The sequence below is a fragment of the Bifidobacterium vansinderenii genome (genome assembly GCF_002234915.1).
GTDB lineage: Bacteria > Actinomycetota > Actinomycetes > Actinomycetales > Bifidobacteriaceae > Galliscardovia > Galliscardovia vansinderenii.
The window spans coordinates 44212-65806 of sequence record NZ_NEWD01000004.1 but is presented as its reverse complement, the minus strand read 5'-3'; the positions used below and the strand labels follow the sequence as shown (position 1 = coordinate 65806).

At 61.6% G+C, this 21595-nt stretch carries 25 protein-coding genes; 15 read left to right on the top strand and 10 right to left on the bottom strand.

Translation table 11 applies throughout. The features are described from left to right. Positions 1–65: 65 nt before the first annotated feature. The 3 genes from Tam10B_RS01315 to Tam10B_RS01305 form a co-directional block, all read right to left on the bottom strand. Complete coding sequence (locus Tam10B_RS01315) at positions 66–386, bottom strand: transcriptional regulator (RefSeq protein WP_198947495.1); 321 nt, start codon at positions 384–386, stop codon at positions 66–68. Between the two features lie 268 nt (positions 387–654). Further along, a complete protein-coding gene (locus Tam10B_RS01310; RefSeq protein ID WP_093959479.1) occupies positions 655–1020 on the bottom strand; it encodes a phage holin family protein in 366 nt (121 codons plus the stop codon). Between the two features lie 165 nt (positions 1021–1185). Next, complete coding sequence (locus tag Tam10B_RS01305) at positions 1186–1488, bottom strand: DUF2316 family protein (protein WP_093959478.1); 303 nt, start codon at positions 1486–1488, stop codon at positions 1186–1188. 218 nt (positions 1489–1706) lie between these two features. Between Tam10B_RS01305 and Tam10B_RS01300 the strand changes: the two genes are divergently transcribed. From Tam10B_RS01300 to Tam10B_RS01265, 8 genes are all read left to right on the top strand, one after another. Beyond that, positions 1707–2537, top strand: coding sequence for a hypothetical protein (locus Tam10B_RS01300; protein WP_198947501.1), 831 nt, complete (start codon positions 1707–1709; stop codon positions 2535–2537). Between the two features lie 75 nt (positions 2538–2612). Then, on the top strand, positions 2613–3749 hold the full coding sequence (locus Tam10B_RS01295; RefSeq protein ID WP_093959476.1) for an ABC transporter ATP-binding protein: 1137 nt from the start codon (positions 2613–2615) through the stop codon (positions 3747–3749). 197 nt (positions 3750–3946) lie between these two features. Continuing rightward, positions 3947–4657: a carbohydrate ABC transporter permease gene (locus tag Tam10B_RS01290; RefSeq protein ID WP_233133527.1), complete on the top strand. Its 711-nt coding sequence runs from the start codon at positions 3947–3949 to the stop codon at positions 4655–4657. Then, a complete protein-coding gene (locus Tam10B_RS01285; protein WP_093959474.1) occupies positions 4654–5472 on the top strand; it encodes a carbohydrate ABC transporter permease in 819 nt (272 codons plus the stop codon). The genes Tam10B_RS01290 and Tam10B_RS01285 overlap by 4 nt, the downstream gene beginning before the upstream one ends. Beyond that, positions 5456–6808 carry an MBL fold metallo-hydrolase gene (locus tag Tam10B_RS01280; RefSeq protein WP_093959473.1) on the top strand — a complete coding sequence of 451 codons (1353 nt, stop codon included), beginning with the start codon at positions 5456–5458 and terminating at the stop codon, positions 6806–6808. The genes Tam10B_RS01285 and Tam10B_RS01280 overlap by 17 nt, the downstream gene beginning before the upstream one ends. A 46-nt stretch (positions 6809–6854) precedes the next feature. Next, positions 6855–8135 (top strand): ABC transporter substrate-binding protein, encoded by a 1281-nt coding sequence (locus Tam10B_RS01275; RefSeq protein WP_093959472.1) that lies wholly within the window; start codon positions 6855–6857, stop codon positions 8133–8135. 281 nt (positions 8136–8416) lie between these two features. Next, complete coding sequence (locus tag Tam10B_RS01270) at positions 8417–9433, top strand: hypothetical protein (protein WP_093959471.1); 1017 nt, start codon at positions 8417–8419, stop codon at positions 9431–9433. A 138-nt stretch (positions 9434–9571) separates the two neighbouring features. After that, positions 9572–10561: a cobalt transporter gene (locus Tam10B_RS01265; RefSeq protein ID WP_093959470.1), complete on the top strand. Its 990-nt coding sequence runs from the start codon at positions 9572–9574 to the stop codon at positions 10559–10561. Positions 10562–10637: 76 nt separating this feature from the next. Here the strand turns inward: Tam10B_RS01265 and Tam10B_RS01260 are convergent, their stop codons facing one another. Then, a complete protein-coding gene (locus Tam10B_RS01260; RefSeq protein ID WP_093959469.1) occupies positions 10638–11042 on the bottom strand; it encodes a hypothetical protein in 405 nt (134 codons plus the stop codon). Positions 11043–11220: 178 nt separating this feature from the next. Between Tam10B_RS01260 and Tam10B_RS01255 the strand changes: the two genes are divergently transcribed. Beyond that, positions 11221–11931, top strand: coding sequence for an SOS response-associated peptidase (locus tag Tam10B_RS01255; protein WP_093959468.1), 711 nt, complete (start codon positions 11221–11223; stop codon positions 11929–11931). A gap of 71 nt (positions 11932–12002) precedes the next feature. Here the strand turns inward: Tam10B_RS01255 and Tam10B_RS01250 are convergent, their stop codons facing one another. The 4 genes from Tam10B_RS01250 to Tam10B_RS13760 all read right to left on the bottom strand — a co-directional run bounded on the left by Tam10B_RS01250 (position 12003) and on the right by Tam10B_RS13760 (position 14685). After that, positions 12003–12995, bottom strand: coding sequence for a CPBP family intramembrane glutamic endopeptidase (locus Tam10B_RS01250; protein WP_158214088.1), 993 nt, complete (start codon positions 12993–12995; stop codon positions 12003–12005). Between the two features lie 192 nt (positions 12996–13187). Beyond that, complete coding sequence (locus Tam10B_RS01245) at positions 13188–13757, bottom strand: PIN domain-containing protein (protein ID WP_093959466.1); 570 nt, start codon at positions 13755–13757, stop codon at positions 13188–13190. Positions 13758–13773: 16 nt separating this feature from the next. Further along, positions 13774–14175, bottom strand: a complete 402-nt coding sequence (locus Tam10B_RS01240; protein WP_093959465.1) for a helix-turn-helix domain-containing protein — start codon at positions 14173–14175, stop codon at positions 13774–13776. A gap of 216 nt (positions 14176–14391) precedes the next feature. Continuing rightward, entirely contained in the window at positions 14392–14685 is a 294-nt protein-coding gene (locus Tam10B_RS13760; RefSeq protein ID WP_332881249.1) for a hypothetical protein, read from the bottom strand. Here Tam10B_RS13760 and Tam10B_RS01230 point away from each other — a divergent pair. The 6 genes from Tam10B_RS01230 (at position 14581) to Tam10B_RS01205 (ending at position 19402) form a co-directional block, all read left to right on the top strand. Then, positions 14581–15300, top strand: a complete 720-nt coding sequence (locus tag Tam10B_RS01230; protein ID WP_233133526.1) for a hypothetical protein — start codon at positions 14581–14583, stop codon at positions 15298–15300. The two genes, Tam10B_RS13760 and Tam10B_RS01230, sit on opposite strands and share 105 nt — an antisense overlap. A gap of 205 nt (positions 15301–15505) precedes the next feature. Continuing rightward, positions 15506–16216 carry a LuxR C-terminal-related transcriptional regulator gene (locus Tam10B_RS01225; protein ID WP_158214087.1) on the top strand — a complete coding sequence of 237 codons (711 nt, stop codon included), beginning with the start codon at positions 15506–15508 and terminating at the stop codon, positions 16214–16216. Further along, positions 16195–17415 carry a sensor histidine kinase gene (locus Tam10B_RS01220; protein ID WP_143248495.1) on the top strand — a complete coding sequence of 407 codons (1221 nt, stop codon included), beginning with the start codon at positions 16195–16197 and terminating at the stop codon, positions 17413–17415. The genes Tam10B_RS01225 and Tam10B_RS01220 overlap by 22 nt, the downstream gene beginning before the upstream one ends. Before the next feature lie 138 nt (positions 17416–17553). Beyond that, complete coding sequence (locus tag Tam10B_RS01215; RefSeq protein WP_233133525.1) at positions 17554–18447, top strand: EamA family transporter; 894 nt, start codon at positions 17554–17556, stop codon at positions 18445–18447. A gap of 162 nt (positions 18448–18609) precedes the next feature. Continuing rightward, positions 18610–19143, top strand: a complete 534-nt coding sequence (locus Tam10B_RS01210) for a hypothetical protein (RefSeq protein WP_143248494.1) — start codon at positions 18610–18612, stop codon at positions 19141–19143. After that, positions 19109–19402 carry a chorismate mutase gene (locus Tam10B_RS01205; RefSeq protein WP_093959461.1) on the top strand — a complete coding sequence of 98 codons (294 nt, stop codon included), beginning with the start codon at positions 19109–19111 and terminating at the stop codon, positions 19400–19402. The genes Tam10B_RS01210 and Tam10B_RS01205 overlap by 35 nt, the downstream gene beginning before the upstream one ends. A gap of 138 nt (positions 19403–19540) precedes the next feature. On the opposite strand, the gene Tam10B_RS01200 is transcribed toward Tam10B_RS01205, so the two are convergent. Beyond that, positions 19541–20242, bottom strand: a complete 702-nt coding sequence (locus Tam10B_RS01200; RefSeq protein WP_198947494.1) for a response regulator — start codon at positions 20240–20242, stop codon at positions 19541–19543. Then, positions 20239–21417, bottom strand: a complete 1179-nt coding sequence (locus Tam10B_RS01195; protein ID WP_158214086.1) for a sensor histidine kinase — start codon at positions 21415–21417, stop codon at positions 20239–20241. The genes Tam10B_RS01200 and Tam10B_RS01195 overlap by 4 nt, the downstream gene beginning before the upstream one ends. Positions 21418–21595: the final 178 nt, after the last annotated feature.

Here is a 21595-nt window from a genome sequence, read left to right as displayed (position 1 = left end):
TCGTCGGTTTTCCTCGAGCAGACAGAGATCCTCGACCGTGGTGCCGAATACGTGTGCCCGGGATCTCAGTCGTCCGCCGACCGTTCCTCGGACAGGTCGAAGTCTGGCTTGAGGATCCTCTGCAGATCGGCCAGATACCGGTCGAACGCCGCCTTGCCTTCACGTGTGAGCTTCACATGTGTCGCCGGAATGCCGGTCGCGGAGAACGACTTGATGATCGTGATGTAACCGGCTTCGTCCAACTTCTTCAGCTGCACCGAAAGATTCCCCTTGGTGACTCCGAGTAGCTTCACCAAACGTTTAAATGAGATGCGCCGACCTACGCCGAGCTCCGCCATGGTGGCCATCACGCGCAGACGCGTCGGAGAATGAATGATTTCGTTCAAGATCCCCTCCCTTCAGTGCAGTAGTGAGGTTATGGATGACGTTGTTTGGGCAGGTGTTTTGTGATTGGCAGTGTCGTTGGTTTTTATTATAGAAGAGGTCTGTGATATAGACTTGTCTATGAATGATAGTTTTTCTGATCGCCTCGTTTGGCAACATCGACATAACCCACGCCGCCGTTGATCTCCGCACATGGTTCGGGGTCGCGCCTTCCGCAAAGGTGAGACACGACCCCGAACCTCCGATGGTTACCGATGTCGATCGGTACCGTCAGTCCCCTATCACCGCGTTGACGATGCCGGAGACGATCGACATGATCAGTGAGCCGATCACCGCCCACAGGAACCCGTGGATGACCACGCCTACGTCGAACAATGACAGAGCAAGCCACGATGCGAGCTCCATGAACAGCCAGTTGAGGATCAGCGCGAACAAGCCGAAGCTCATGATCGACAGCGGCAGGGCGATCAGATGCACCACCGGTTTGATCGAGGCGTTGATCAGCGCGAGGAACAGCGAGAACGCGGCGACTCCGAGAATCGGCGGCTCCCCCACTGCTTCCATGCCGGGCAGGATGGCTACCATGACGCCGGCGGCGATGGTGAGCACCAGCCAGCGGGAAAGAAATCGTGTCATGCCCCGATTATGGCATCACCACGCCAATGAAAGCGGCATGGCGACAGACTCTCCCCATTTCGTACACTTGTTCGATCGACGGGATGATGGCCACGTCCGCTCCCCTATCCCGCGAGCGCGGTTATGTTTCCTTCGTTCTGCGAGTGCGGTGGTTGTTGGCTGGGTTTAGTCGGTGATGGTGTTGTTGTCGGTGATGGTGTTGTCGAGGAACCAGTAGTCGTGTGGGTCGCCGCGGAGTGCGGTGAATGGTGTGAGTTCGGTGTCTTGTTGGTGGGCTTGGTTGATGAGGTAGGCGCGGATGATCCAGGGGTATTCGAGTCGGTTGGTTTGGAGGTTGATGATGCGTTCGATGGTGTGTGGGGTGACGTTGAATGTTTGTGCGAGTTGTTGGGTGGTGAGTCCGAGGCGTCGCATGTTGTCTTTGAATTCTTTGATGGTGGCGGTTCGTTGTGTGGTGCTGAGTGACATGGTGGTTCTTCTTTTCTGGTGTTGGTTTGTGTGTTCTGTTGCTGGTTGTTGATTGTAGGTGTGTGGTGTTGGTTGTGTGTGGGGTTTTGCCGTGGAGGTAATGGTGGTTCGGTAGACTGGCGCGTGCTGTGGTGCTGGTTGAAAGGATGGGTATGGTGGTTGGTGTGAATCGTGGTGGGCGTTCGTGGCGTGAGCGGGTGCGTACGTTTGGTAGGGCGATGAATTTGGAGATTCATCAGCATAGGGCGTCGTTTGCCGTGTATGCGATTTTGCGTTTGTTGGTTATTGCCATGGCGGTGTTGCAGTTTTTCAATGGTGATTATGAGAATGTGTTTTTGTGTGCGTTGACGTTGTTGATGTTGATGGCGCCGGCGTTTGTTCAGGTGCGGTTTCGGATTGAGTTGCCGTCCGTGCTTGAGGTGATCATGCTGTCGTTTGTGTTTGCTGCGGAGATTTTGGGTGAGATCAGTGCGTTCTATGAGATTTTTCCGTTTTGGGATACGGTGTTGCATACGTTGAACGGGTTTTTGGCGGCGGCGATTGGTTTTTCGTTGGTGGATTTGTTGAATCGGTCGGAGCGGGTCAGGTTTGAGTTGTCTCCTGCGTATTTGTCGTTGGTGTCGTTTTGTTTTTCGATGACGATTGGTGTGGTGTGGGAGTTTTTTGAGTTTGCGATGGATTTGGTGTTTGGTTTTGATATGCAGAAGGACACGGTTGTTCATGCGATTAGTTCGGTTGCTCTTGATCCGGCGCATGGTAATACGCCGGTGCGGGTTGATGGGATTGTTGCTACCAGTGTTAATGGGGTGGATTTGGGTGTTGGTGGTTATCTTGATATTGGTTTGATCGATACGATGGAGGATCTGTTGGTGAATTTCATTGGTGCGGTCGTGTTTTCTGTTATTGGTTTTCTGTATGTGAGGAATCGTGGGCGTGCTGATGCGTTGATTGATAGTTTGGTTCCGCGTCGTAAGTCTGAGGATCAGGATTATTTGCGTTTGGTGCGTGACGGGGATGAGGGGCTGGCGGACGGCGAGGCGCGTGTTTAGAGCGTTGTGGTGTCTCGTGGCGTGTGGCTGGTCTTGCTATGCTGGTTGGGCGAAGGGTTTCGGATTGGGGGCGTCATGTCCATTACCATCAGGCATTTGGGTAAGCGGTACGGCGAGCGCGTGGCGCTTCGGGATGTGAATCTTGAGGTGTGTGATGGTGAGTTGGTGTGTTTGTTGGGGCCGAGTGGTTGTGGGAAGTCGACGTTGTTGAACATTGTTGCCGGGTTGTTGGATCCGTCTGGTGGTGATGTGCTTATTGATGGTGAGTCTGTGGTTCGTACGCATCCTAAGTATCGTGGTATTGGGATGGTGTTTCAGGATTATGCGTTGTATCCGCATATGAGTGTGGAGGAGAATGTGATGTTTCCTCTGCGGGTTGGGGAGCATAGGGTTGCGCGTCGTGAGGCGTTGGTGCGGGCGCGTCGGTTTATGCGGTTGACGGGTATTGAGGATTTGGCGCGGTTGCGTCCGGGGAGTTTGTCTGGTGGTCAGCAGCAGCGGGTGGCGGTTGCTCGTGCGTTGGTGCAGGAGCCTCGTGTGTTGTTGTTGGATGAGCCGTTGAGTAATTTGGATGCGCGGCTGAGGTTGTCGATTCGTGAGGAGATTCGGCGTATTGTCAAGGCGACGCGGGTGACGACGGTGTTTGTGACGCATGATCAGGAGGAGGCGTTGTCGATTGGGGATCGGATTGCGGTGATGGATCGGGGGGTGATTCAGCAGTTTGCTGCCCCGCAGGATTTGTATTTGGATCCGGCGAATCTGTTTGTTGCCCGGTTTATGGGTTCTCCTGTTTTGAATACGTTCTGTTTGTCGTATGACGGTGGGCGTCGTGTGTTGGCGGGTGATGATTTTTCGGTGCCGTTGGGTGTGTTGGATGTGTCGCGGTTTCGTCGGCCGGTCGGTGAGGCCGAGTCGGTGTTGGCTGCCGGCGGATGTGTGTTGGGTGTGCGTCCTGAGCATTTTCATCTTGTTGGCGGGTCTGATGGGCTGGCTGACGCTGGGGCGGATCGTTTTCCGGTGGTGTTTGGGACGCTGGTGGAGTCGGTGGAGATGATCGGCCGGTATGCGGTGGTGCATTTTACGGCTGATGATGAGCGCTGCCGGTGTGTGGTGGATGTGCGTCGTGCGCCGCGGGCGGGTGATCGTGTGCTGGTGGGTTTGGATTGCGTGAGCGTGCATGTGTTTGATGCCGATGGTGGGAGGTTGTACTGATGGCTGGCGGTGTGCGGGGTTGGCTGGCTCGGGTCGGCTCGTATAGTGCGGAGCGTCAGCCGCGGGCGTGGCTGTTGTTGTTGCCGGCGTTGGCATGTATTGGCGTGTTCAATGTGCTGCCGTTGGTGCGGGTGTTTGTGATGGCGTTTCAGTCGGGGTCGTTGCGGCATTTGCGGTTTGCTGGATGGTCGAATTTCGTGGCGGTGCTCGCTGACCCGTCGTTTGTGCGCGCGTTGGTGAACACGGGTGTGTTCGCGTGCGTGACGGTGCCGGTTGGCCTGGTGGTGTCGTTGATGCTGGCGGTGGCGGTGGATTCCCGGATGCGCGGGTCACGCGTGTTCGAGGCGCTGCTGTTCGTCCCGTATCTGACGAGCGTAGTGGCGGTGGGCGTGGTGTTCCGCTACCTGTTCAATGGTGATTTCGGCGTGGTGGATTATGTGCTGTCCCTGGTCGGGTTGGGGCCGTTTGATTTTCTCAACGATCCGCGGTTGAGCATGGTCACGTTGTGCGTGTTCGGCGTGTGGCTGTCGTTGGCGTTCAACATCGTGATCCTGCTGTCGGGATTGCGCGCGATCGACCCGTTGTTGTATCGGGTGGCCGACCTGTATGGGGCGTCCGCGTGGGAGCGGTTCTCGAGGATCACGCTGCCGCAGCTGGCGCCGATGATCACGTTTCTGTCGATCATGGATCTGATCAACGCGTTCAAGGTGTATACGGAGGTGTACGTGCTGTTCAATGGGATGCCGGGCGTGGCGGACAGTGCAGTGACGGCGGTGTTCTACGTGTACGACAAGTTCTATGTGCAGGGCCGGTATGGTCAGGGCATGGCGGCGGCCGTGGTGCTGTTCGCGCTGATTCTGGTGTTCACGCTGCTGCAGTCGCTGCTGGTCAGGAGGCTGTCGAGGTGAAACGTATCGGCCGGTTGTTCGCGTACGGGTTCGTGCTGCTGACGACGGGGGTGACGGTGTTCCCGTTCCTGTACATGGTGTCCGCCTCGCTCATGTCGTTCCAGGAGGCGACGGGCGTGCCTCCCGCGCTGCTGCCCGCCCACGCCCGATGGTCGAATTTCGGGGAGGCGCTACGCGCGGCACCGTTCGCCCGGTATGCGGTGAACACGCTGATCGTGTCCGGCTTGTCGACGTTGGGCACGCTGGCCACGACGGTATTGGCCGCGTTCGCGCTGGTCCGCCTGCGGTTCCGGTTCAAACGGCTGCTGATGGGCGTGATGGTCGCACTGCTGATGGTGCCGTATGAGATCCTCGTGTTCACGAACTATCGGACGATCGCACAGCTCGGCCTGCTGGACACGTACGCGGCCCTGATCCTGCCCTCCCTGGCCAGCGTGTTCTACATCCTCTACCTGTGCCAGTATCTGACCGCGATCCCGGACACGTACTACAAGGCGGCGATCGTGAACGGGTGCGGCGACCTGGAATACATGTGGAGGATCATGATCCCCATGTCACGCTCCGCGCTGTTCACCATGGCGCTGCTCCTGTTCATCTCCGGATGGAACTCGTTCCTGTGGCCGATCCTGGTGACGAACACGACGGACATGCGTCTGGTGGGCAACGGGTTGAGCGCGTTCGTCACGGAAAGCGGCACGGCCGTCCAACTGCAGATGGCGGCGAGCACGATCATCGTGCTGCCGATCCTCATCCTGTACGCGGTCTTCCACCGCAGGATCATCGAAGGAGTGCACGTCAATGGCATCAAACGCTGACCCCACACACGATCCGGCACACGCGACGCCGGTCGGCGAGCGCACGCGGATCACGCTGTTGCGCGGCACGGATACGATCGGCGGGAATCTGATCCTAGTCGACTATGGTCGGGATCGGATCGTGTTCGATTTCGGCTGCGTGTACGATCCAGCGTCCGGTTCCACGCCGCAGGATCTGCCGGGCTTGGTGGCCTCGGGCGTCGTCCCCTATCTGCCGGGCGTGTTCGACCGGGATGTTCCGGTGCCCGGCCACGCGTGGCGGGATGAAGACCGTGATCATGTCGCCGTGTTCGTTTCGCACGCGCATCTGGATCATTCGGCGATGATCAATCTCATCGACCCGGCCGTCCCCCTGTACATGATGGAGGACACGCGTCGCCTGGTGCGGGCGATGAACGCGGCCGGCGGGTTCTGCCTGCCGGCCGGGGCTCGCCATGACGGGTGGGATCATACGCGGCCGATCATCGGCGTGCCCGCGGGAGGCCAGGTGACGGTCGGCTCGATCCGGGTGATGCTCATGCCGGTGGATCATGACGCGTATGGTGCGGCCGGCTTCCGTATCGACACGCCGGACGCGGCCATCGCGTACACGGGTGACCTGCGCTTCCATGGCTGGCATGGCGGCGACTCCATGGCGTTCCTCGCCGCCAATCGTGGCGTGGATGCGCTCATCATGGAGGGGGTGAGCATCTCGTTCCGCGAGCCGGGCGAGCCGGCCGTGGAGCCGGAGACCAGCGAGGCGGACGTGCTGCGTGAACTGGTCGGCCTGGTCGAGGCCAATCCGGGCCGGCAGATCACGTTCGACTACTATCCGACCGACGTGGAACGCGTCCGTCATCTCATCGCCTTCTCGCCGCGCAGGATCGTGCTCACCAGTCGTAGCGCCTCCGTGCTCGCCGCCGTCACCGGCGAACAGGCATACTATTATCGGCTGCCCGGCGAGCGGACGGTCGACACGCTGGACCCAGGCATGGAAGTGGACATCGAACGGCTGATCGCCGACCATCACGACTACTGTTGGCAGTTGGACGCCCGCGCGCAGGACCGGGTCTTCGACCGGCTTGCCTCCGGCGGCCTGCACCTGCATACGGGAGCCCTGCCGTTGGGTGACTTCGACCCCGCGTACGAGCCGTTCATGCAACGGTTCGCCGATCACGGCATCCAACCGTATGACGTGAACTGTTCCGGTCACGCGTACGTGGAGCAGGCGGTCGGCATCATCGACATGGTCCGGCCGCGCACGCTCATCCCGGTGCACGGCGAACGACCCGGCCGATACCATAACCCGTATGGTTCGACGGTCATCCCCCGTCCGGGCATGATCGTCGAACCCTGAAACAACGTTTCACCCCGACACCATCCACCCCAGTAGAGAGGAAACCATGATGAGGATCAGAAGGACACTGCTGCCGGCCGTACTGGCCGCCACGCTCGCCCTGGCCGGCTGCGGTTCGGCCGATAGCGGTCAGGACACGGCCGACGCGACACCGGACACGACCATCAACGGGAACGTGACCATCACGTTCTGGCATGGCATGACCGGCGACCAGGAGAAGACCCTGCAGCAGATCACCGACGCGTTCATGAAGGAGAACCCGAAGATCACGGTCAAACTGCAGAACCAGTCCAGCTACGACGGGCTGCAGCAGAAGCTGACCGCCGCCCAGCAGAGCCCGAAGAACCTGCCCACGATCACCCAGGCGTACTCCAGCTGGATGATCAACGCGATCGACGACGACCTGGTCGTCGACCAGACCCCGTACATCGAATCCAAGGACCAGAACCTTGCGTTCGACAACTGGGACGACGTGCTCGAAGGACTGCGCAAGAGCGTCACCCTCGACGGGAAGATCTACGGCATGCCGTTCAACAAGTCCACCGAAGTGCTCTGGTACAACAAGGACATGTTCGACGAGCTCGGCCTGAAGGTGCCCACCAGCTTCGAGGAGCTGGAAACCACCGCCAAGGCGATCCACGACGCCAAGGGCATTCCCGGCGCCGGCTTCGACTCCCTGCAGAACTTCTACTCCGTGTACCTGTCCGACCACGGCAGCGAATTCGGCAAGGACCTCGACGTGACCGGCAAGGCGTCCCAGGACGCGTTCACCTACTATCAGGACGGCGTACGCGACGGCTGGCTGCGCACCGCAGGCACCAACCAGTACATGAGCGCCCCGTTCGCCAGCCAGAAGGTCGGCATGTACATCGGCTCCAGCGCCGGCGAATCGTTCGTCAAGGAAGGCGCCGCCGGCAAGTTCACGTACGCGGCCGCGCCCGAACCGTCCAAGCACGCCATCCAGCAGGGCACCGACATCTACATGTTCACCTCCGCGTCCAGCCAGCAGCGCACCGCCGCCTACCTGTACGAGAAGTACCTGACCGGCAAGGACAACCAGATCACCTGGGGCGTGCAGACCGGCTACATTCCGATCCGCACCTCCGCGATCACGGACAGCAAGTACACGTCCGCCGACACCGCCATCGCGCCCATCCTCGCCGACGCGACCCGGAACCTGATCGCCGCGCCCATCAAGCCCAGCTCCGAACAGGCCACCACCGACGTGGAGAAGAGCCTCGAGGCGGTGCTCGCCGACCCGAACAGCAGCGTCAAGGACGCGCTCGCCAAGCTCAAGCCCACGTTCGAATCCGACTGGCAGGAGTAGCAGCGCACCCCGGCATGCGCACCCCGCCACACAAGGCAATCGTACGCATGTTCTAACCGACGGCTCCCCTCGACGAGGGGAGCCGTTCGCATATCGGAGACAGTATTCGGCACAACGGCTTGCCGAACAGCGAGCAGCATGCTAAGATACGGTCTCGTGCATTGATTTTCATGCCTTCGTTCCCCAATTGGAACGCCTCGACCAGAAACCGAGGGAGTAGTGTACCCACACGCTCTCAAGGGGACTGGAACAGGACAACCAAACAGGAACGAAAGGATACCATGACGACGATCCAGTCGATCAGCCCAGCACACACCACCAGCATCTCCCCCATCAACCTGTCCGCCCTATCCGAACGCCTCCGCGCATCGACGCGCACCATCGAGGTGACCGACATGGGCAACGGGCTCATCGTCACCGACGAACGCACCCCATACCTCAGGACCTACATCCGCCCCGACGGCATCGTCCTGCCCCGCTGGGAATACCCGGCACCCGACCGCCGCGGCCGCATCCGCGGACTCAAGCCCTTCGACGTGCAGGCCGTCCGCCAGCTCGCCTCCCCCATCATCCCCCTCACCCCGTTCACCCTGACCGGCGACACCGGCCAGCAGACGCTGCTCATGCGCCTGCACCTCGACCGGCAGGCCAACCGGCTCGCCCCGCACCAGGTGCACACCATGCTGCGCCTCGACCAGCTGACCGTCTCCGCCAACGCCCGCCACGACGTGTGGGGAGCCTTCCAGCACCTCCTCGCCGACGCGATCGACGCGGGTGGCACCGACCGCCTGTTCGCCGACGACCCGAACCGGGACATGCAGATCCTCATCGACGCCATGGCCTCCCCGGCCGCGCCAAGCCTCATCGCCGCGCTCATCATCGGCGAAGTCGAACGCCTCATCCCCGACAAGGACCGGACGGCCCGCGACCGCGAACTACGGTTCATCATCGACGACATCAGCTACGAGAGGGACCACGACACGCAGGCCGACCAGGCCGAACGGCTCACCGGCATCGCCGTCGAACTCCTCTCCCACACCCGGATCCGCCCCGACCAGACGCGCGTGCGCATGATGCGCGCCCTGCTCACCGGCATCGCCAACCGGCTGCCCGCCAGCGCGCTCGCCGCCTCCGACGTCAGCCGGGCCAGCCTCGGCGGCACACTCATCCTCATCTCCTGGTGGCTGGGCCGCGACCTCGACCGGCTCGCCGAAGCGGCGCTCCGACTGGAGCTCGCCACCGGAGCCACCACCGGCACGCGCGCCGTACGCAACGGCCGGCCCGGCTGGCTCAGCTAAGCCCCTGGCGGTGCGGGTGGCCTCCCCACTACGCCGGGAGGCCACCCGCTCTCCCGTCCCATGGCACGCCCTGCGCGAACGCGATGTCAGCTGCGAATGGCACGATGTGTGGCACGAACGGCACGACACGGAGGCGGCATGGGACAACACGCACACTACGGACAAGGCGGCCGGCGCGGCGGCATCGGCGCGGCGCTCGCGGTGATGCTCACCCTGGTCGCCGCGCTCACCGCCATCGCCATGATCGCCCTCCTGATCAACCTGCGCCGCACGGACACCACACCCGCCCCACGCTCCGCATCCGACGCCTACTGCACGGCCGGAACCGACACCATGCCCCTCAACCCCACACAGGCGGCGAACGCGGCGCTCATCACCCGAATCGCCATCGACCGGGGCCTGCCCGACCATGCGGCCACCGTGGCGCTCGCCACCGCCATGCAGGAATCCAAGCTCACCAACATCGCCTACGGCGACCTCGACTCCGTGGGACTCTTCCAACAGCGCCCCAGCCAGGGATGGGGCACCGTCGACCAGCTCACCGACGAAACCTACGCGGCCAACGCGTTCTACGACGCGCTCGTCAAGGTGCCCGACTGGCAGACCATCCCCACCGAGGACGCCGCACAGGAGGTGCAACGCTCCGGATACCCCGACCTGTACGCGAACTGGGACGGGCTCGCCCGCGCCTGGGCACAGGCCCTGACCGGCGAGGTGACGGCCGGCGCCACCTGCGCGCTCGAACCCGCGAGCGTCTCCGACCGTGACGGGCTCGCCGCCGCGCTCGGCAAGACGTTCCCCACGATCGGTGTCGCGACGGGCGCCGCGAGCGCGACAGGCGGCAGCGCATCCCCGTCCGCATCGGCGTCATCGGCATCGTCATCCCCGGCTTCCTCGTCGGCGAGCGCGGCGGATGATGCGAAGACGCTCAAGCTGACATTGCCGGCCGGCCTGTCCGACGCGGATGCCACGCGCCTGGTCTGGCAGGCGGCCACATGGCTGGTCACGCAGGCGCGCGCGTACGGCATCGACGCCGTGCACGCGAACGGGATGGGCTGGAACCGTACCGACGGCGTGTGGACGGGAAGCGAATCGGGTCAGAGCTCGTTGAGCGTCACGCTCGCGTGAAAACCGGTACCCGTCCCGGCTGGATCGATACCGGACAGGCTCCGGCCGGCGTTCCCGAGCCGTCGGTGGTCAGAGGTCAGCCGTGCAGATCTTCCACGGCTTCGGCGATGTTGCGCAGCAAGCCGAGTACGGCGCTGTTGTCAAGCCTCGTCGGCAGCTTGCCCTTGTCGTGGGTGACAAGGGTGAGCAATGCGAGCGTGTTGTCCAGGAACAGTTCGCCAAGATCGCCCGTCGCAAGATAGTCGTCGAGATCGTCCGGATCCTCGAGGTTCATGTCCTCCACCGCGGAATCGATCTCGTCGTCGGCGAGATCGAGACGGTCGACGGCGTCAAGGCATTGGATGACCAGCGGATCATACGTGACGTGTCCATCCGCGTCCGTCGTGTAGAGGTGGCGTCCGTCCGTAAGCGCGGACTCGAACGGGTCGGCGAGCGCGGCGAGGCTTTCGAGAGTGGAATCGTAGTCGTCGGTGGCTGTCATGATGGGTCTCCCTTTCTGAATGCGGGATCGTGTTCTCCGTTCCTCATCGACGGAGCGTTTTCTCCCGTACTCACGGTGCATGTTCACTGTACATCGTGGAGTGTTCCTTTCCGTGTCTTCGGCGTACCGGTCGTGGGAAGGCGATCGTCATGCGTATCGTATGGAGTGGAGGTGTGGCATGTGCAGGAGGTTCGCGATCGACCTGGATTGGGATGCCGTGGCGGAGCGGTTCGCCGTGGACGATGATGACGTCAACGCTCCGACACTGCCGGCTGTCTCGTATGATGTCGCGCCGGGGCAGACCATTGCGGTCGTGGCACAGGGCGGGGATGGGCGTCGTCGTCTGACCGGCGCACGCTGGTCGCTTGTCCCCCGATGGAGCGCGACCGACGACCTGCCGTATCCCACGTATAACGCGCGCGTGGAGTCGGCCGCATCCAAGCCGACGTTCGCCGAGTCGACGCGGTCCATGCGATGCATCATCCCCGCGTCGGGATACTACGAGTGGCGTGGCATGCGACCGTTCTATTTCCATGCCGCCGATGATGCGCCGCTGTTCATGGCCGGCTTGTACTCGTGGTGGCGGGCGTCCGATTCGATGCCGTGGCTGTTGACGGCGACCATCATCACCTGCAGGGCCGTGGATGGTCCGGCGAGCGTACACGATCGCATGCCCTTGCTTGTGTCGCCTGTGATGCGCGACGCGTGGCTGGATCCGACGGTCGATGGTTCGACGCTGCTGGGGCCGGCTTATGAGCGTGGTCTGGCGTTGTCGCGTGCGCTCGCCTTCCATGAGGTCGCGCCGCTCGACGAGGCCGAGCGTGCCGGTGTTCATGACCGTCGGCTCATCCGGCCCGTCGTCCGTGAGGAGCCGTTGCGCCTGTTCTGAACGGCCCGCCCGGATGAGCGGCGGACGTCGGCGGCTGTGTCACGCCGCGCCGGCGCACGTGATGCGATGATTCACGCTTCGGGGGCGAGTCGTTTCCGACGCGCCCAGTTCGGTGCGATCATACGGCCGTTGCGCTGCAGGTGGATCAGGATGATGAGGGCGAGGCCGCCCAGTAGGATCACCGGGACGATGCTGGCCTCAAGGCCGAAGGATCCGCCGGTCAGCAGGTCCGGGCCGTTCCAGCGTGCGACCAGCCATGACTGCTGCGAGCCGGTGCCGGAGACGACCGAGCCGAAGATCGGGCCTTCGGCGATGTTCCACATGGCGTGGAAGCCGATGCACCACCACAGGGAGCGTGTCGTCAGGTAGATCGCGCCGAACAGGAGTCCCGCCTCGATGGCGATCGCGACGCCTCCCCACAGTGTGCCGTCCGGATTGATCATGTGCAACAGGCCGAACACGAGCGCGGACACGATCACCGCGCCCCATGAGCCGAGCCTCTCCTCTACCAGGCGCAGCAGGATGCCGCGCATGATGATCTCCTCGGCGACCCCGGCCACCAGTCCCACCGTCAGCAGGTCGGTCCACGGATCATAGCCGGCGTTGAAGCCGACGATCCGATACCCGCCGAACAGTGCGATGACGCCGATGCACACGGTGATGCAGGCGAATGCCATGAGCCCGCCCCACAGCAGTCCGACAATGCGGGCCGGCTTCAGCTCCACCGGCGATCGACGTTGCTCCATCGCCAGTACGACGACCGCGTAGGCCGCGAGCGCGCCCGCCAGCTCGCCGATCCTCGCCATCAGCATCTTCGAATCCCCGGCCGTCGTCACGGAGAGGATGACCCCTCCCATGACCTGGACGGTCACCATGATGCCAACGAGCACGGCCGTGAACGCGAGACCACGCATCGGCGCCTTGAGCCGTAACGGTTCGCCCGCATACTGGCGGATCGGATGGTCCTCGGTGAGCAGATCATGATCCCGTATTCGTGAGACATCATCCGCCGGTGTCAGATGGCCATTGCTTCCCCGCCTTGCAGTCTGTCGCATATCGTTCATCGTCATACCCCTTCGTGTGAGAACGTTTCAAACCCTCTTCCAGTATGGCACCGCCACGGGAGAGACGCCATGGGGACGGGCCTTATCCCTACACCCAGACAAGTATTGATGAGATGTCCACGGCGATAGACCATCCAATTTGCCTCCCTACTTGAGTGCAGACAGGACGTTGATGTGGTCTCCGCTCCCGGATTAAATCTGAAATTGCCCGCTCATCAGCCTGCGCATCATATTAGCGAATCCTGGCATGCCGGAATGCTCAAGTCGTTCCAGTTCTTCCTGCATGGTGCGCGGTGGATGTTTCTTTGATGCGACCAGTTCGGTCATGGCCTTGATTGCGCGTTCAGGATATGCCTCGGCGACACCGGTCAGAAACATGTCAGGGTGGCGGGCGGACAATCCGATCTTGGCGAGTTGGTTCGCGGGGAAGTCTTTCAGGTTAAAGGTAACGATCACGTCCGCATCGCCGTTATAGGCGGCGGCCGCTACATGCCGATCGCCGGCGTCCGGCAACACGACCTCACCAGTCAGTTCCGGAATGGAGGAGACAAGATAATACGGCTTGATATTGCGGATGGCGGACAGATAGTGGCCAACCCAAGCAGGATCCTTGCCGAGATCATCGACGAATGCCCGGCGGGCTTCTTCGAGTACGTCGTCGGAGTATTCGGGGTCGAGCAGGTGATGGTCGGCAAACGTGAGCAGCACATCCGTCAGCCAGGTGTGCGGGAAGATGTTCGCGTCGAGAAAGGCGACTACCAACTAGACTCCCCTCGTTTCAGCTGTAACGAGCCAGATAGGCTGAGTAGTCGATGTCGTCCAATCCGCCTTGGCTGGCGGCCTCGCGCATGGTCTCCAACGCCTCGTGGCCGTGGGATTCCGATTTGTCGCGGTAGGCGATGACCTGTGCTCGGGAAACCATGCGGTTGCCTTTCGCGCCGTAGCGGACGAACGGAATCTCGCCGGCGTCAAGCATGCGCGCGACGGTCTTCGCCGATACGCCGAGAATCTGAGCAGCCTCGCCGGTGGTGATCATTTCGGTTGAATTGTCGTGCACGATGGCCGCGAACGCGCGACGCAGCTCCTCCTCATCCAGTGGGTATGCCTTGCCGTCGCCCGTGGTGATGTATGCGGATCCCTTGCCGATCTGGGAAATAGGGATTGCCTCGAATGCGGTCATGGCGAGTCCTTTCCTGAAGCCTTTACGTCCAGCCTACTCCGGACCAGACATTTCGGCAATATCGGACATATCGGACACCATAGTCGGCATGTAGAAACAACGACAGAATCCAGCCACTCGGGACAAGGAAGAGCGGCAGCGAAATAACCAATGCAGCGAGCAAGCGAACCCAGCCCCGGGCCTCCGTCGCATTGACTATCGGAGTATGGCTTATTATCATTCGTCATGAAATCCCCCAATGGGCCTCTCCGGACGGTCTTCGACTGAGCCGTGATGCACTGGGGGTTCTCTTTTATCCCACGAAAGCACGATTTCCGCCCGGAACATGTCAGGCGTGGGGCGGCTGATGTTGAGTCTGGCGCCGATGGCGTCTGCGCAGGCTTTGGCGATGGATAGTCCGAGGCCGTGGCCAGGTCGGTTGGCCATGCGGGTGGCGTCGCCTCGGTGGAACGGTTGGATGAGGTCGGCCGCGGCTTCGGAATGGTCCGATCGTTTTGTGGTGTTGTCGATGCTGATGGTGACGTGCTGTCCGTCGTTGCGGATGGTGCAGGTGATGGCGCCGTGGTCGGTACCCCCACACCCATCAACGCCGGCCAGCAATGGGACGAATGCTGGGCCACCATCAATCCCGCCAACCCCGACGCCGAAGACCTGCTCAACACCACCGCAACCGCCATACCCGGAGCCGCGCCCGCCACCCAAACCAAACAAGCCAACACCATGCTCGGCACCAACCCCGACCTCGACACCCGCCACCAGCAGCGAACCACCCGCATCATGCTCGCCATCACCCCCATCGCCGCGTTCGCCATCGCCATCATGGCCACACGCGCACGACGCATCGAAATAGCAGACGACCTGCACATGGGAATACCCCGCCAAGGCATCCTCGCCACCACCGCACTCGAAACCCTCGCATGGACCCTGCCCGCCATCCTCACCGCCACCGCCATCACCTACACCACGGCACGCTGGACCAGCAGCCACGCCAACGCGCTCACCCTGACCGCCATCCAACTACCCCCACTCGCCACAGCCCTCATCACCGCGCAAATCGGAGCCGCCATCACCATCACCGCCATACACGACAACCAACTCTTCGCCTTCTTCAAGAACAGGCAATGAGCATGAACGAAAAAACGGATGGGAGCTGCGCGATGGAAGCTCACGCTGAACGCGTTCGCCATCATCTTCGCCAACCGCTGATCTGTCAACGAAAACTGATAGCCAAACACCAGTCACACACTTAATGGGACAGTCCCCGGATCAGAGATGGTGCATCGCCACCGATATGATGTCCGTTGACCGGTCCGTTGTGAGGTGGTGTCGTATGTATGACAGGAGGCGTTTCGGCCTTGCCGTGGTGGACAACGATCAGTTGACGTTGACGATGCTGACGTTGCTGGTTCGGAGACTGCTGCCGGAAGTGGATATGAAATGGGCATGTCGGCGCGGCCGTGATGCGATCGAACGTTGCCTGTCGGTCGATTCCCGGCCGGATGTGCTGCTGGTGGATATGTCGCTGGAAGGGTTGAGTGGCGTCGAGGTGTGCCGGCAGGTTCGTGCAGCGACGGCCGACATCGCGCTAATCGGCATCACATCGTTTTCATTGGAGCATTACGCGACCGACGCGTTGGCCGCCGGCGCCCAGTGCGTGATGGACAAGGCACGGGTGAGGGATGTCTGCGCCGCGGCGGTCGCGCTGGCCAACGGTCGTATGCCGCGCACCAGGTACGTGTCCGACATGACCGCCGCGCAGTCGCACGCGTTGCTCACGACGCGAACGGAAGCCGAAACCGGAAACGTTGCCGATGACGGCTCCCCTACCCGGTCGAATGCAGCTGCGGCGGCCGCGTTGCTGACGGAACGCGAGCGCGAGGTCATGTGTTTGTGTGCGCAGGGCAGGAGTTCGCGTGAGATCGGCGAGCTGCTTGGCGTCGGCGAGTCGTCGGTGAAGACGTATGTGATGCGTGCGGCGAAGAAGCTGGGTGCTCGGAATCGGACGCAGGCGGTGGCCGAATGGCTGATGCTGCAGGACTGATCAGGCGCGCGGGCGCTCGTGTCCGTGCCACCGGCGTGGGACCGGTCATGTGGTGCGTCGTGTTGTTATCCGCCGGGTTGACGGTGTTGGAGATGGTCGAGTATCCCGCGCAGCTCGTGGCGACCACGGTGCTGACGGTCATACACATTCTGTGCCTGCTGGTGTTGCCGTTCCATCCGCTGCCGATGAGTATGGCGGTCGCCGTCACGTATGTAGGATGCGCGTTCCTGCCGGATATGAGCGGAGCGAGTCTGTTCTATGGGATGTGGGTCGCATTGGCTGCAGTCGGCCGGTACGGCAGGTCGCGATGGTGGTGGCTGATGCCGCCATTGATCGCCGCTGTGCGTTGGATGGTCGCGGCCCGCGCCGGGGTGCCGTTCGGCGACTATGTGATACTGCTGGTGTCGTTCTTCGTCGTGTACGCGTTCGGCCGCGCGATGTCGTGGAGAGCGACAGCTATACAGGCGGAGCAGGATCGACTGCGTTACGAGCGGGAGCGCGACCGAGTGGAGGCCATGCGCCGCGACGCGCGGGCAGCGAGCAGGATTCACGATGCGGTGACGAACAATCTCACGTACATGGCCATGCGATTGGACTACGAACGGTCGCGTTCAGGGAACGATGAACAACACGCCGCGCTGTTCGACGACCTGTACTCGCGCACGATCGACACGCTCGGCGAAGTGCGCACGGTCATCAGCATGCTCGACGGAAACGATGGCAACACCGAAACCGGAAGTTCAACTGCAACGTCCTCGTCTTGCACATCGTTCCCCGAGCATGCTCGCGACGTGCTGGACCACGGCGACAGATATCTGTCCCAGTTTGGTTTTGTCGGCGATTCCACGCTGATCGACAATCTACCCACGGACAGGTCGACGGATGCGGATGACGTCACTCGCGAACGTGAGTCCGCGGTGATCGACCTGCTGCGAGAACTGTACACCAACATCGCCGTACATGGCGCCCCATCCGGCGAATACCGGGTCGTCGTGCGTCGCAACCGTGACGTCCTATCCATCGATCAGGTCAATGACATCGCCGAACATTCCCTTCTGCCGGACAAACCGCACTCCGGCAAAGGGCTGTCCCTGCACTGCACGTGCTTCGCCGCTCTCGGCGGTTCGGTCAGCACCTCCGCCGAAGACGGCACATGGATACTGCATGCAACCTTGCCGTACATTCCATCACCGGAGTGATCCTGCTGCTCCGATAGCCATGTCATCCATGGTTGACGTCAGACACCGCGCTTTCCCGACGGTCATTATCATTGACGGCGTATGGGGCCCATGCGGGAATGGTCGAATTCGGGGGAAGCGCTATTGGAAAAGCATCAAATGCTGCGTTCTGAACGCGGCCACGTGGTGGCTGCGGCCGGCATGGTTATGGTCGGTTCACTAGGCATTCAGACCTCGTCGTCCCTGTCGGCGTCCCTGTTCGGCGCGTTGGGGCCGATTCCGGTCAGTTCGATGCGCATGCTCGGCGCTGCGATCGTCATGCTCGTGCTCATCCGCCCAAAACTCACGGGCCGGTCGAAAGGCGAATGGCTGGGCATCGTGGTCTACGGGCTGGCGATGGCGGCGATGAACATCTGCCTGTACTCGGCCATCGACCGCATCCCTATGGGCGTGGCCGTCACCCTGGAGTTCCTCGGCCCGTGTGTGGTCGCCCTGGCCGGATCTCATCACTGGCGCGAGGGCCTGTGCGCGGTGGTCGCGCTGGCGGGTGTGGGATTGATTTCGTTCACACCGGGCGGCTATTTCAACCCGTCGGGTTACCTGTTCGCACTGGGGTCGGCCTTCTGCTTCGGCCTGTACACGCTGTTCGCGGACAAGGTCGGCAAGGCGGGCACCGGACTGGACGGGCTCGCCCTGTCGGTCACGGTCGCTGCTCTTGCCACGCTGCCGGTATCAGTCAGCCATGCCACGCGTGCGACGCCCTCCCAATGGGGCGTCATCGCCGCGTCGGCCGTGCTGGGAATGGCGATTCCCTACACGATGGACACGCTGTCCGGGCGCATCACGTCGGCGCGCGTGGTCGGCACGCTGTTCTCCATCGATCCTGCCATGAGCGTGATCATTGCTGCACTGATCCTGCATCAGACCATTACGCTCACGGCCGTGTTCGGCGTCATCGTCGTCTCCCTCGCCGGGGCCCTGCTCGTATGGGCCTCCGGCGGCAATGATGCAAACGGGGAATCACACGAAGCATCTCCCAAGGAAAAGCAGTGAAAGAACTGCCATCAAAGACAGTCTGGAACCCAATGAGCTGCGCATCTATTCGCTTCATGTCGTCTTTAGACGACGTGATTCCTGTCTAACTGGTCTGATTCTTCTTTTACGGCCATCATGGATGTATGGGAAAGGAGCCGAACCTCGAAGAGGAGGATGATTATGGTCGATAGCACCGCGCAAGACTCTATTAACAGACATATAGGCGTGAGCGAAGGGCGGTGGCGTCTGTTCGCGGCGGCCGGAACCTGTGCTCTGTATTCCGTCGTGCTGGCCGTATGCGGTCTCATCCGATACGGATGGAATGCGGAATGGTTCCGGGGTTCCGGATCTCTGGCAATCACGTTTCTGCTACTGGGTGCCGGCTCGCTCGCCGCGGGAGGATTCGCATATCGAGACAAGACGGCCGAACGGCTGGAGCCGAATGATCATGACCGGTTACTCGCCGATAAATCCGAGGCTATCGCCGCGAAGATAACATTCATCATCTGCATCAACCTGTGCGTCAACATGTTCACCATCGCCTTGGTATTCGACATTCAGCCGCTGCAGTATCTGGCGTGGGGCCTGACATTACCCTGCGTGCTGTATGTGGTGATTTCGATCGCTTCAAGATCGCGGAATGCTGTACGAATGCCGCGGAATCAGGTAAGAAGCTCGGATGAACCAGATACAAACTTGCAACAGCCTCGATGACGTACGCGCCAATATCGACCGCATCGACGCTCAGCTGGTCGATCTGATGGCCGAACGCGGAGCCTATGTGGCACAGGCCGCGCAGTTCAAGAAGAACGCGGACGACGTCAAGGCATCAGCTCGCGTGAACGCGGTCATCGCCAAGGTACGCAGGTTGGCCGAGACATCCCACGCCGACCCGGATCTGATCGAAGCAGTCTGGCGCACAATGATCGAGCACTTCACCAAGGCGGAGATGAAGGATTTCATTCGTCGATAACCGACTCATTCCTTTGACCGATGGATGATACCGACGATTCGGTGAGGGACAATGATCAGCAGGAGAACATGCGGAAATATCATCCGAAGATGACACATGCAACAGTTTTCGCTGCAGTCTCTCTCCGATAGAGGGTTTTCATATTCCGCGAAGGTGGCGTGCGGCCCAGACGATGAGACGCACACGGTTGGTTTGGCCGGTTTTTCTGAGGATGTTGCCGATGTGGGTTTTGACGGTGGATACGCTGATGCCAAGGCGTGCGGCGATCTGCTCGTTGGAGTCGCCTTGGACGATACGAGCGAGGACGTCACGTTCCCGACCGGTGAAATCGGGAAGATCTTCGTTCCTCCGATCCAACACCTCGTCGTCCGGCGCTACCGCCCGGACCGAACCGGCGGAGAGGCGCCGGTTGAGGCGGTTCATGGTGGTGGTGTCCATGACGGTGTTGCCCGAGACGGCGGCTCGTATGGCGTCGAGGAACCGTTCGGCGTTGGTGTTTTTGAGGAGGAAGCCATTGGCTCCGGCGTCGAGCATGCCTATGGCGTAGTTGTCGGTGTCGTATGAGGTAAGTCCGATGATGCGTGTTTCCGGCAGATCGTGGATGATGGTGCGTGTGGTTTGGATGCCGTCGAGTCCAGGCATGCGCACGTCCATGAGGATCACGTCCGGTTTGGCCTGTCGGGCCGTGCGTATCGCGGTTTCGCCGTCCGTGGCCGTGGCGGTGACGCTCATGTCGGGCTGCGCATCGATGATGCGCGCGAATCCGTCGAGGATCAGCGTCTGGTTGTCGACCAGCATCACGCGGATGGGCCGTGCTCCGTCCGCATTTGTCATCGTCATTGTTGCCGTTCTCCTTGCCTGTGTCCGTTAGCGGTCTCGTTCAATGCCGCCGCCAACGGTTCCCGCTGGTAGGGCAGCGGCCAGACGGCATCAATCGAACAAATCCCATCCGTCATGCTGACGCTGGCGCGGCCATCGTATTGCTCGCACCTCCACCGGATGCCGTCAAGACCGTGTCCGCGTCGTTGTCGTTCGGTGATGTCGGTGTGCGGGAGAGACACGTACGGGTTTTCGCAGTGCAGTCGGATATCGTCGCCGGTGATGGTCAGGGACAGGTCGACGCAGCGGGGTTGCGCGTAGCGCAGCGCGTTGGTCAGGCATTCCTCGGCCACCCGGTATATGGCGTGGGACAGTCCCGTCGGCAGATACGGCGGCTTCATGTCCTCCTGGTGCAGGTCGATGACCAGTCCCTGTTTCCGGTATCCGGCGATGAGTTCGTCGAACTGGTCGAGCGTGGGTTCCGGCAAGCGGTCTTCTCTCGTGTTGTCGGATAGCAGGGTCCGTAAATCGGCGACGGCCTCGCGCGAGGCTTGGGAGATGTCCGTGAACACCGTGCGTGATGCGGTGTCGGTGGTGGTCGTTCTGCCGCTTTCGGCTTGGACGGTGATGCCGGTGAGTGTGTGGGCGAGGATGTCGTGCATCTCGTGGTTGATGCGCATGCGTTCCTCCAAGACGGCCAGCCGCGCACGCATGTCGCTGTCATGTTCGGCCATGGTCCGGCGTTCCTCCTCCGCCTCAAGTCTCATGTCCTTGGAACGGTTGAGCCGGCCCGCCTGCCATGCGGCCAGCATCAGACTGCCCGCGAACAGTCCGGCCACTGGCATCGTCCAATCCGGGGCTCGGACGATCGCCAGATGCAAGCCGAACGCGATCACGGGCGACAAAGATGATGCCAGCCCGATCAGCCGGCAACGCTTTACCCTATTTGCTCCGCACAGGAACGCGGCAATTACGGCCATGAGCTGGCCGATCAACGTGAACGAACCGTAGATAGTTGTGTATACAGCGGGGACGACAGCCGCCAATACGGCGAACACGGCGAACCGCCGTCGCACGAACACGATGGAGGCGACGGCCACGCCCGCCCATACCCAATCGCCCATGCCCGCCGCACCGAACAGCAAGCACAACAACACGCCGAACAGGGCGATCGCATCCTCCACACGAACCTTCATACCAACGACGTTACCCGCGCCGGCTGGCCGATACCATGATTCGCAATGATGGTTTCCCGCATCCTCATCCCATGGGAGTTCATACCCAGGTACCATGCCGCTCGCACTCCAGTACCGCTCACATGAAACGTGATTCGTTCGGACGATACCCTGCATGAGGCCATCCCCGTAGGTTGTT